The 11,755-nt window shown below is 53.8% G+C and carries 10 protein-coding genes; 7 read left to right on the top strand and 3 right to left on the bottom strand.

Annotated features, from left to right (window positions below; genetic code table 11):
* Nucleotides 1-485 precede the first annotated feature (485 nt).
* Nucleotides 486-788 carry an SH3 domain-containing protein gene (locus AC2FLJ_RS13785; RefSeq protein WP_282119409.1) on the top strand — a complete coding sequence of 101 codons (303 nt, stop codon included), beginning with the start codon at nucleotides 486-488 and terminating at the stop codon, nucleotides 786-788.
* A gap of 116 nt (nucleotides 789-904) precedes the next feature.
* Here the strand turns inward: AC2FLJ_RS13785 and AC2FLJ_RS13790 are convergent, their stop codons facing one another.
* Nucleotides 905-1,201 (bottom strand): YciI family protein, encoded by a 297-nt coding sequence (locus AC2FLJ_RS13790; protein WP_496697858.1) that lies wholly within the window; start codon nucleotides 1,199-1,201, stop codon nucleotides 905-907.
* A gap of 87 nt (nucleotides 1,202-1,288) precedes the next feature.
* On the opposite strand from AC2FLJ_RS13790, the gene AC2FLJ_RS13795 reads away from it, so the two are divergent.
* The gene (locus tag AC2FLJ_RS13795) at nucleotides 1,289-2,173 is read left to right on the top strand and encodes a LysR family transcriptional regulator (RefSeq protein WP_282119411.1); all 885 of its coding nucleotides are present in this window, start codon (nucleotides 1,289-1,291) and stop codon (nucleotides 2,171-2,173) included.
* Between the two features lie 469 nt (nucleotides 2,174-2,642).
* Here AC2FLJ_RS13795 and AC2FLJ_RS13800 read toward each other — a convergent pair whose 3' ends face one another.
* Nucleotides 2,643-5,015 carry a thiamine pyrophosphate-binding protein gene (locus AC2FLJ_RS13800; RefSeq protein ID WP_496706306.1) on the bottom strand — a complete coding sequence of 791 codons (2,373 nt, stop codon included), beginning with the start codon at nucleotides 5,013-5,015 and terminating at the stop codon, nucleotides 2,643-2,645.
* A 14-nt stretch (nucleotides 5,016-5,029) separates the two neighbouring features.
* Complete coding sequence (locus tag AC2FLJ_RS13805) at nucleotides 5,030-6,229, bottom strand: methionine gamma-lyase (RefSeq protein WP_496706308.1); 1,200 nt, start codon at nucleotides 6,227-6,229, stop codon at nucleotides 5,030-5,032.
* A gap of 115 nt (nucleotides 6,230-6,344) precedes the next feature.
* Here AC2FLJ_RS13805 and AC2FLJ_RS13810 point away from each other — a divergent pair, with 115 nt between their 5' ends.
* From AC2FLJ_RS13810 to AC2FLJ_RS13830, 5 genes are all read left to right on the top strand, one after another.
* Nucleotides 6,345-6,800: an Lrp/AsnC family transcriptional regulator gene (locus AC2FLJ_RS13810; RefSeq protein ID WP_170554944.1), complete on the top strand. Its 456-nt coding sequence runs from the start codon at nucleotides 6,345-6,347 to the stop codon at nucleotides 6,798-6,800.
* Nucleotides 6,801-6,940: 140 nt separating this feature from the next.
* Complete coding sequence (locus AC2FLJ_RS13815) at nucleotides 6,941-7,342, top strand: helix-turn-helix domain-containing protein (RefSeq protein ID WP_496706310.1); 402 nt, start codon at nucleotides 6,941-6,943, stop codon at nucleotides 7,340-7,342.
* A gap of 1,334 nt (nucleotides 7,343-8,676) precedes the next feature.
* Complete coding sequence (locus tag AC2FLJ_RS13820) at nucleotides 8,677-9,564, top strand: LysR family transcriptional regulator (protein ID WP_496706312.1); 888 nt, start codon at nucleotides 8,677-8,679, stop codon at nucleotides 9,562-9,564.
* Between the two features lie 107 nt (nucleotides 9,565-9,671).
* Nucleotides 9,672-10,295, top strand: coding sequence for an NAD(P)H:quinone oxidoreductase (gene wrbA, locus AC2FLJ_RS13825; protein WP_496706314.1), 624 nt, complete (start codon nucleotides 9,672-9,674; stop codon nucleotides 10,293-10,295).
* Between the two features lie 58 nt (nucleotides 10,296-10,353).
* Nucleotides 10,354-11,253, top strand: coding sequence for an EamA family transporter (locus AC2FLJ_RS13830; protein ID WP_496706316.1), 900 nt, complete (start codon nucleotides 10,354-10,356; stop codon nucleotides 11,251-11,253).
* Nucleotides 11,254-11,755 lie beyond the last annotated feature (502 nt).

Raw genomic sequence — 11,755 nt, forward strand, 5'->3', positions numbered from 1 at the left:
TGGAAATTTACCGGTTTTGTTTCATCACTGTACCCAGTTCAATTTCCGAATGCCGGGCGAAACCTTCTTCAATACGATTATACCGAGATCCGGCAGTAGAATTCTTGAAAACCTCGAACCCAGTCTCAACGGCATGGAGGCCTGCGGATCAAGGCTACCGGGCGCGGAAATTCCTGAAGCTAGGCGATGAAGTCCGACCGATGCCCCCAACGTAGGTGAGGACCTGCGTCAGCCATGCATTCGGACGCTGCACGTCCGGGGAGCGGATGAGGACAACCAATACAGGTTTTAAACCAACGCAGCCGAAGGCCAAGTGCCGGGAGAACATCCGTAAACTAAACATCCGTTTTGCCCTTACGACGCGCTATTTCAGGCTAAGCACACTTTGGACACCGGTCGGCGTCCTAAAGTTATTGCTTGGAATCGTTCCGCTTGTCGATCCGGTTCGTTAAGATGATGTCCGAGGCAACAAGCAGGAAAAACCGATGCGCAACGCAATTTTCTTTCACCTGGCGGTATTTGTTCTAGGGATCTTTATAACCACTGAGGCTGCAAAAGCGGCCTCACTTGGACGATACGAGGTTTTTGGTGTCGAAGAGGGTGACATGCTGAAAATGCGTGCTGGGCCGGGAACGGGGTATATCGTTATCGTTGGGCTTCCAAATGGAACCGCCCTGCGGGTTCACAGTTGCGAACAAACTGGTGGCACCCGTTGGTGCCGTGTGTCGCTTGATCGCGCGCGTCAGCTCAAGGGATATGTGTCCTGGGCCTATTTGCGAAAATTATGATGTGACAATTCCGGGGGCCACCGTTCGTGCAGCGCCGAGAAAGGTCGATAAAATCCATCTTTGCTGTTGGGCTATCCGGCGACTGTTCTTCTTGGCCGCCGAAAGCAATACAGTTTCTAGATCAGTCGCGACCCTGCCGAAAAAACCAGCCTCCAGGGGATTATTGAGTAGGACGCACGTAAACCTGTCTCCCAGAAAGGATCTTCTTTGATTAGACTTTCTGCGTCTTCTATTGAGTCCACATCGACCAGCCAAAGCCCATCGCGCCCTTGTTTTTCGGGATCTGACAACGGACCGGCCGCTTCAATCTTACTTGCGTGACGTTCAAGGAAACTTAGATGCTGCGCCATATGATTTTTACGGATGCTAGGGTCGGCTTGCGGTGCATCTTCGAAGAGAATGATGAAATTCATAAGCTGTTCTCCTATTTGGAACACCATCATTAATGCACAGCAGTTTCGCCGATTGAATTGGATATTTTGCCAGTCTAGTCTGCAGAAATGCAGAGCACAAACTGGGATGATCTCAGATATTTCCTAGCCCTTTTTCGCGGCGGCAAGCTGAAAGCCGCCGCACAGGCGACAGGGGTGAACGAAACAACAGTGGCACGCAGGGTCAAGGCGCTTGAATCTGATCTTGGCCTATCCCTGTTTCTAAGTAGCGCTGCGGGACGATATGAACCCACCGATGCTGCCTTGGACATTCTCAGCTACGCTGAAACCATGGAGTCCGCGAACCGGGCGCTGCAATTACGTGCAGACAGGACGGCAGATCACGTGTCAGGAGTCGTTCGGATCACCTCTGTACCGGTCATCATCAATCGCGTTCTCGTGCCCCAAATTGACGTGATTGGCCAGTTGCACCCTCAATTGACGATCGAGCTGTTTCCAAGCTCGGACAATCTAGACCTTTCCAGGCGTGAGGCGGATCTGGCCCTGCGGTTTGCCCGCCCATACGAGGGTGGCTTTCGCATTAAGGCCCAGAAACTGGGTGAGCTGCAATTTGGCGTATATGTAGATCGAAAGATCTCAGCAGATGACGCGGAAAATCTCGGCTGGATCACCTATGATGATGCCAACGCCAGCCTGCCGCAGGCCAAATGGCTTGAGAAAACGATCTCTGCTTCAAGCACGCGGCGTGCCAATATCCGGGTGGCGGACGTCGAAACCGCACTGGAAGCGACGGCAAATGGTCTAGGGAAAACACTGCTGCCATCGTTAATCGCGGATGGCGACAAAAGGCTCCGCGCCCTCTTACTTGATGATCAGACAAATCCGGTCGCCCGCGATGTATGGCTGTTGTCACATGTCGACCAAACTGGGCGAGCGTCGATTTTGGCCGCAAAAAAGTGGTTGGTAGACATCAAATGGTCCGGTCTGGATTGAAAGCCCCGGAACGTTTCTACGAACCGCCTTGCGGCCAGTTCCAAGGTGGCATTGGATCGCGTCTCGGCTTTGGCGAAAGCTTCGGAATGCGACGCCGCGTACCTAATAGCCCCGAGCACCTGCGTAAAGCTGCCAATGCGATAGAGTTCGGCCAATGCTCGGGTTCAGCGAAATTTGGATCACTGTCCTGAAAACAACAAAGGCGCCCTTGGGCGCCTTGTTTTATTGGTCGGAGTGAGAGGATTCGAACCTCCGACCCCTGCCTCCCGAAGACCGGTGCAGAGGGCCAAGTTATTGATTTTTAGTCAAAGGAGACCTGTTTTTCAGGCGTTATCGCCAATCAAACCAGCCAAGTTCAGGTTCGGCAGGTTCATTGAACCTAAGAGCACTGTCTACATGGTCCGCTAGTTGTCTTGGTCTATGTTCAGTGCTGGCTTGTTCTATGCATTATTGCCCAGATCAAGCCCACTTATGCACGGTGAAGAGTTCTGCCATGGGTCAGGCCATTCACTTTCTCCAGGATAGCATCTGCGTCAATGCAGTGGTGGCGATAGAGATCGCCGATTGTTCCGGTCTGACCAAAATGCTCGACACCCATTGGGATAGTCTGATGTCCAAGCACTGCCCCGAGCCAGGATAGAGTTGCAGGATGACCATCGATAACTGTGACAAGCTTGCAGTGTGGCGGAAGGTCGGACATCAGGGTTTCGATGTGGGAGCGTGCCGCTTGGTTACCGCGAGAACGCGCTCGTTGCGCGGCGGTCCATCCAGCATTCAGGCGATCTGCGGATGTTACGGCCAATACCCCTATGTCGCGACGGCCTTCACCAATCATTCCGGCGGCCTTGATTGCCTCCGGCGCGACTGCTCCTTGATAGGCGACCACTACTTCGCAATTGGGTCCGGGTTTCCGCAACCAATAGGCCCCATCAATGGCACCTTGGCGGAACTCGTCGTCGACACGTTTGCCGGGCTGTTCAATCGGGTTGGTCGTCAGGCGCAGGTAGACAGACCCTCCGGTTTCATCGCGCAACCATGTGCGCTCGTCGGGCTGCCCTTCGCCATCGCGCTGCAGGTAGTCGAAGGCCCATTCCATAATCACCGCCAGTTCATCAGCAAAGGCGGGTTCAAAAGCGGCCAACCCGTCTTGGCTCATCCCGATGAGCGGTGTTCCAACGGATTGGTGTGCTCCACCTTCTGGTGCGAGTGTGACACCCGAAGGTGTGCCAACCAGCATGAAACGCGCGTCCTGATAACAGGCGTAATTTAACGCATCGAGGCCGCGGCTGACAAATGGGTCATAGACAGTGCCAATTGGGATCAGCCGCTTACCGAACAGGGAATGCGACAGACCCGCTGCTCCCAGAAGCAACATGAGGTTCATTTCGGCGATACCAAGCTCGATATGCTGCCCCTCCGGCGTGAATTCCCATTTCGCCGTCGAAGGGATCCGGTGTTCTATGAAGGCGTCGGCTTGCTCGGATCGGGCGAACAGTTTGCGCCGGTTCACCCAAGGACCAAGGCTTGTCGTGCCTGTCACATCCGGAGAGGATGTCACTATGCGTTCAGCCAATGGGCTGTCGCCTTTTGATAGATCGTCAAGGATCTTGCCAAACGCCATCTGTGTCGAGATTTCGCGATTGGTGTCGATCTTAACTGGCGGCACATCCAGCTTGTCATCAAAATAGCGGCGCGGACCTTTGGCAAAGAACGGGGTGCTGGCCAGAAAATCCTTGAGCGCGTCTGGGTCTTGCACTGTCGCAAGTGGCTCCCATTCTTCGCCTTCTGGCACACCCATATGCGATTGCCACGCGGCGAACTGGCTATTGTTCATCAGCCCGCCGTGGTTGTCCTTGTGGCCTGCAATTGGGGTGCCCCATCCTTTGACTGTGTAGGCCAGGAAGCATGTCGGGCGATCATGATCGATGTCGGCAAATGTTTGGGCCATGGTCTCGACGCAGTTGCCGCCCAGGTTTTCCATAAGGGCCGCGAGCTCTGCATCCGTGCGCCGTTCGATCAGAGCGGTCACATCCCCCTGATCCCCCAGATCGTCCATGAGACGCTGCCGCCAATTCGCACCACCCATGAAAGTCAAAGCGGAGTAATCCTGGTTGGGGCAGGCATCAATCCAGTCGCGCAGCCGGTCGCCGCCGGGCTCGTCGAAGGCAGCGCGTTGCAAGACACCATATTTCACGCGAACGACATCCCAGCTGAAAGCATCGAAGATTTTCTCGATCCGTTCAAACAGTCCTTCCCGGACGATACCGTCCAGCGACTGTCGGTTGTAATCGATGATCCACCACGTGTTGCGTAGGTCGTTTTTCCAGCCTTCTTGTAATGCCTCATAGACGTTGCCTTCATCCAGTTCGGCATCGCCTACCAGGGCAACCATACGTCCCATTGGCGCGTCGGACCCCCAGTTTTTGGCCTTGATGTAGTCTTGAATGATCGAGGCAAACGAGGTGATCGCGACACCTAAACCCACCGACCCGGTCGAGAAATCAACATCATCAATGTCCTTTGTCCGGCTTGGATAACTTTGCACACCCCCAAATCCGCGGAAATTCTGCATCTTTTCGCGGGTCTGATTACCCATGAGATACTGCATCGCATGAAACACCGGCGAAGCATGAGGTTTGACTGCAACCCGGTCCTCAGGGCGTAAGGCTGAGAAATAGAGCGCGGTCATGATCGATACCATCGAAGCAGACGAAGCCTGATGGCCACCGATCTTGATCCCATCCACCTTTGGTCGGACGTGGTTGGAATGGTGGATCACCCAATGAGACAACCACAGCAGGCGCTGTTCGACGATCTTCAGTTGGGTGGGATCAATGTGCATGGTGGTCTCCGGGTTTAGGCGGCGCTGCGGGCAGGGTAGGGCAAAGCTTGCTCCAGGTCTGCAAGGATATCTTCGACATCCTCCAGCCCGACGGACAGGCGGATTAGGCCATCGCTTATCCCATGCTCGGCCCGTTCTTCGGGCGTATACGTCGAATGAGTCATCGATGCCGGGTGCTGGATCAGTGTTTCCGCATCGCCCAAGGACACCGCGCGCTGGATCATGTTCAGGCGGTTCATGAATTCAATTCCACCGGACAGGCCAGACTTGATCTCGAACGCTATCATAGCGCCGGGTTGGGACATCTGTCGCTGCGCTACATCGTGCTGTGCGAAGCTCTCAAGACCGGGGAAGTAAACCTCACCAACGGCAGGGTGCGCTTCGAGGAATTCCGCGACGACCTTGGCAGAAGCACAATGACGATCCAGACGCAGGTTTAGTGTTTTCAGACCACGCAGGATTAGCATCGCGTTGAAAGGCGCCATCACTGCACCTGTCATGTCCTTCATCCCAACAAGGCGGATTTCAGCAATCTGTTCAGCGGTTCCTACAACCAAGCCAGCGACCACGTCTCCATGCCCGCCGAGATATTTGGTAGCGGAGTGTAGAACGATATCTGCGCCGTGCTCGATCGGGCGGGTCAGATACGGGCTGGCATAAGTGTTATCGACGACGACCGTTGCACCGACCGAATGCGCAATTGCGGCGCTTGCGGCGATGTCCACCAAGCGCATGTTCGGATTGGCCGGAGTTTCGAAATAGACAACGCGGGTTTTGTCAGAAACGGCTGCTTTCAGGTTCTCAGGGTCTGTCATGTCGACATGTGTGATCGTGACACCCCATTTCGCCAAACCATGACGCATAAAGGCGAAGGTGCAGCCATAGAGCGTTTTGTCCACGATGACTTCGTCACCTGGCGACAGCAGGGTCCAAAGCACTGCCGTGATCGCCCCCATGCCGCTTGAAAGAGCTAGCCCGGCCTCGGCCCCCTCAAGCACGGCAATTCGTTGTTCAAGAAGGTCGCATGTGGGGTTTGAAATACGGCTGTAGATATGACCTTCACGCTCGCCGGCGAACATCTCTCCACCAGCTTCGGCGGTTTCAAAGGTAAACGTGGACGTCAAATGCAGCGGTGGTGTCAGCGCCCCGTCATTTTCCAGTGGATTATAAGCATGGTGAATGGCGCGGGTGGCAAATCCGGTTGAACGAGTCATTACAAGCTCCTGAATCATGTTGGAGCTAGTTTGCGCCTTAGTTTTGAGTTAATGATTGCAAAGTATGCCAACCCGAGAGTCAATGTTGGCAGATTCTGCTAAGAAAGAAGGTAGAGTGGACGCTAAGGACAGGCAAATCATTCGAGCGCTGCAGCGGGACGGGCGCATGACGAACCAGGATCTTGCTGACGAGGTGAACTTGTCTCCCTCACCGTGTTTGCGCCGGGTCAAAAACCTTGAAGCCAACGGAGTGATAAAGGGATACAGTGCCGACGTTGACGCTGCAGCGTATGGGATGGCCATTACCGTCTTCGTGCGTATCAGGTTGGAGCGACACAATGAAACGGACGTTCAGAACTTCGAAAAGCGGGTTCGGATGATCGATGAAGTTCTTGAATGCCATGTTCTTACCGGGGCAATGGACTACCAGTTGCGGGTTTTGGTATCGGATCTCGAGGCCTACGAGGAATTTATTCGTCACCGAATTCATCCTATCGGTGGGATAGCCTCGATCGATACCAGCTTTGTCTATGGAACGGTAAAAAAGACCGCTGTTTTTCCGCCCGGATAGATGGGCCCAGTTAGAATGACTTGTTGCCAATCGGCTAAACATTTTAGTTAATTGATTTTTTCCCTCCGCAATTTCCCATTCTCACCGTCGCTATATCAGAGACATGCAGCGCGTGCTGCATCACTTCTGAGAGGATAGCGATGACAAATAAACCGTATGGAGACACCCGGATGGCGAAGTATGTCGAACGGAGGGTGCTCGAATTGAAACCTACCAAGAGCCAAGCCGAGATCGCGGCGCAGGTGGGATACGTCAACCCGAACATGATCACGATGATCAAGCAGGGTAGTTCCAAGGTGGCATTGGATCGCGTCCCGGCTTTGGCGAAAGCTCTGGAATGCGACGCTGCCTACCTTATGCGCCTCTCAATTGAGCAGTCGATCGGCCTGACTGCAGCTGAGGCAGTTGTCGAGGTGTTCGGAGAACCTGTCACGTCGAATGAACTTGGCTGGCTGAAAGCAATTCGCAAGGCCTCCAACAACGCCGATCCTCGGTTGACCAGCCGGTCAGAGACGGCGATCAAGACCATCTTCGGGAAGTAGGTGCCATGTATGACCAGAAAGACGACCTGACATTGAATGAGCGCGCCTGGTTGCGGTTCCTCCGTGACGTGAGCAACGGAAGTGATCCTGAGCCTACCTTACGGAGAGTGCAGCTATTGAGGCGCCTTTGTCGACCTCACAAAGAAAAATGGAATGGGTTTTCGAGATTGCGGCGAGGAATGGCTCGTGAACCCTGCCTCGCCGGGTCCCTCGCTGGTTGAACTGAGGTTGCATAAGGTTGACAAAGGTTTACATCCGCTCTCCCGGGATCGACGGAATGTAAACCTTATACCTCTAAAAGCAGCCGATTTCAGGCCAAAAGGTTTACACTAAGTTTACATTAAGTTGACGGATTTCGGCTCAAAACCAGTTTTTCAGACCAAAATGTAAACCTTTGAACCAGAGGAACCCAATAAAACATGGCTCTCTGAAAATAACACATCCGAACCAAGGCCAGAAAAGCGCACAGAGCGACGAAACACAGGCCAGCTAACACCTGACACATAGAAGAAGACGGACACAACTCAGGCCAGCGTAGAGAGCGCCTGAGCTAAAACCTCATAGAGAGCAAACACACAGGTCTAGGCCAGCAAAGCTATTGAGCTACTCCGGAGACGAAATACCGACGATTGCACATAGAGCGGTAATAGATGCACCTAGAGAGAAACACCCTAAGAGAACGGACACACGTAAGAGACGCCTAGAGAGCGACCGATAGAGAGAATGCGTGTAAGAGATGAGCATGTGCCTAGAGGAAAGAGATGCGCGTGTGTAGAGGGGTAATCGTAGGAGGGAGTGCTCAGCGGCGGCACCCAATTTGCGCTTGTGTTTACCAGACCTCTTATATGCTCCGTTGCTTCTATGCACTCATTGGAGAGCCGGTAACTTGCGGTGCAGCGTAAAGAAGGCAGTGCTTCGATTGTATGTGCTGTAATTCCTTTGGAAGATCCTATTGCGACTTCAAGAGAGCAGCTTCATTGAACCTTTGAGGCGTCGTTCCGCATCTTTTGCAATCGCCATGAGTCTTTCCTGTCGAGTTGGCTCACTAACAGCGTCGCTAACTGGTATGGGCCTGCTCTCGACAGGGCGATCCGACTTTTCATTGTTCGACCGGCTTGGAACGTTTTTCGGTGTATGCGGATTCTTAGATTTTGCCATAGTCACTAACTCCTAGCCTCAACGAAAATAGACCGATGATTGTTTTCTGGCAACCGCCCGGAGATCAACGCCAGCACCACAGGTGCGTCGCCCCTTCGCACCAGTGACGCAGTCGTATAACTTGCAGTTCGTTACGCCCAACTGGGCGGCTCAAAAAACTGCTCGGGGGCCTGGAGTTGGACAAACTGTCAGTCATGCAAGCTTTTCGCCGTATCGTTGAACGCGGTAGCTTTGCCCGTGCGGCGGAAGACCTTGGTGTTTCTCCTGCGCTTCTCAGCAGAGAAATCAAGCTTCTGGAAGAAAGTCTGGGAACCGTCCTCCTCACCAGAACGACCCGATCGATGTCACTGACTGACACCGGCAGTCTCTTTTACCAAGATGCAATTGGAATTCTCGACGCGGTCGAAAAAACGGAACAGACCATCAGGGAAGGTGCAAAAGCGATGCGTGGGCACCTTCGGGTGAATGCGTCAAGTTCCTTCGGACAAACCGTTATTGCACCGATGCTTCCAGAGTTCTTGGAAACCTATCCAGATCTGCGATTTACTCTTTCGATGGACGACAAGGTGATCGATATGGTCGAGGGCGGGTTCGATCTATCGATACGTATCCGTGCTGCCATGCCGGATTCGGCACTTGTTGCCCTACGGATCGGCGTGATGCGGCAAAGAATATTTGCGTCTCCTGACTATTTGGAGCGATGCGGGACTCCGACCCAGCCGGCGGATCTGAAAAACCACGCGATTATCGGCTTTTTGCTTGCTGATCATTTGACGAGCTGGAAGCTCTCGGCCGCCGAAGGTGTCACAACATTAGAGCTTGATCCGCGCGTGCGGGTCGGCAACAGCCTCGTTTTGCGGGATCTGCTGATAGCGGGACAAGGTATAGGAACCCTGCCTGAGTTCGTTTCTGATGCTCCCGAAGCCAGCGGGGCCTTGGTGAGAGTTCTTCCTGACCACGAACTGCCTGCGCCGGAAGTATTCGCCGTTACAGCATCTCGCTTGGGAATGGATGCAAAGGTCACGGCCTTTCTCGATCATCTGCGTCTGGCTCTCAGGTCCTGACATTATTCAATACAGGTAAAGAGTGATGTCAAAGAACGCGACTTAATTGGCGGCGCAACAAATTCCATTCTCTCAGGGAACAAGTCACAGTCCTGAGAGGTTCTCTTATGTCACGTATTCTCGTTCTCTACTATTCAAGCTATGGCCACGTCCGCACATTGGCCGATGCCGAAGCTGACGGTGCCAGAAGTGTTCCCGGCATCGAAGTTGACGTTCGGCGTGTGCCCGAAACTGTCCCTGAGGAAATCCGCCAGCAGGCTGGCTATGTCGTCGATGATACGCCTATCGCCTTGCCGGCAGATCTGGAAAATTATGATGCAATTATTCTAGGAACACCGACCCGATTTGGCATGATGGCCGGCCAAATGAAGTCGTTCCTGGATCAGGCTGGCGGGCTTTGGGCCAGGAATGCTCTGGTTGGTAAAGTCGGGGCGGTTTTTGCATCTACGGGTTCGCAACATGGTGGGCACGAGGCGACCCTTCTAACAACGCAAGTCCCGCTTCAACACTTTGGGATGCTGATTGCCGGAATGCCCTACACATTTGCTGGCCAGACTACATCAGACGAAATCATTGGCGGCGCACCATATGGTGCCGGAACGATCGCCGGCGCTGATGGTTCACGCACGCCTACCGAAACTGACCTGGCCGGAGCGCGGTTCCAGGGTGCTCATGTTGCAAGGATTGTAGCGTGTCTCGCTGGATCAAACCTGCAAGCGGAAGCAGCTTAATCCGCGCGCCTCTGACGTCTCACTCAAATTCTCAAACGCCTCAGCCGGGAGACATACTATGTCACGCTCAACCGATACTCTTCTTACTTCCCTCGCCCCAGCGGTATGGGGAAGCACTTATCTGGTAACTACGGAAGTGCTCCCGGCTGGCTATCCTATTACCCTGGCTGCTTTACGAGCTCTGCCTGCTGGCTTGTTGTTGCTTGCAGTGACGCGCTGCGTTCCGCCACGCGACTGGCTCGGTCGAGTTTTCGTCTTAGGCAGCCTCAATTTCGCTCTGTTTTGGGTGCTCCTCTTCGTTGCTGCGTATAGGTTACCCGGTGGTGTGGCGGCCACCCTAGGATCGTTGCAAGCGATGATCGTGATTTTGATGGCGTGGGGATGGCTGGGAACCCCAATCCGACTTGGTGCACTCGGCGCCGCCGCGACTGGCGTAACGGGTGTGTCTCTGCTGCTGATCGGACCAGAAGCACAACTTGATTGGATCGGTATAGCAGCGGGTTTGGGAGGAGCTGCGTCAATGGCAGCTGGCACTGTTCTCAGCCGGAAATGGCAACCTCCGGTCTCGGCGCTGAGTTTCACAGCGTGGCAATTAACAGCCGGTGGTTTGATACTGCTGCCAATCGCACTGTTCCTTGAGCCACCTCTCCCTGCGCTCAGCGCGACAAATGTCGCCGGCCTTATCTGGCTCGGTTTGATAGGTGCTGCAGCAACCTATGCTCTTTGGTTTCGTGGCATAGCGCGCCTGGACCCCAGTGCAGTTTCGATGCTCGGCATGATGAGTCCTGTTACAGCTGTCGTGCTGGGCTGGGTATACTTGGGACAAACGCTTAGTTTCACTCAGTCTATAGGAGCAGCCATAGTTATTGGCTCTGTTGTGGTCGGCCAGAGCGTGAATCGCAAAAGCAATTCTAGTTTAAAGAAATGGCGATCAGCAGCAGCTGAGCCCACGCGATAGATGATCTGCAGCAGACAATCTATGCCTTAGGTTGGCGAGGTTCGTGTTGTAGCTATCAGATCGCAGAAAGACGGCACAAGCTAACGGCCGATTCAAGGTTGACAAACAATTGACCCTGTTGCGCCTACCTCGGTGCATGCCGAGAAGAAAGACTGCAGTAGCCAATACAATTGAACAAACGAGTGAGATGGTCGCTGTCCATTCTGAATGTCGGTAAACGCGGCCTCGACTGCCTTCTTGCTGAGTGACGAAGTTACGATTATCGCTCGCCGCCGCACATCTGGCGCGGTTCTTCCACGGGCAAATGACGCACTAAGGTCGCCTGTATTACTTCGAATAATTTTTTCGATTTTCGTGGGTTGGTTTGGAGCATTGTAAGTGGTGCTCCAACCTTGAATTTTAGCCTCCATTCGCTCTGGCGGAAGTGTCCGTCATCGAATGATTTGGAACACGAGCGTTTGATTGGCTTAGGAGGATCAGGCTCGCCGTAGTTTCAATCTAC

Source organism: Ruegeria sp. CDSA034, from assembly GCF_059612275.1.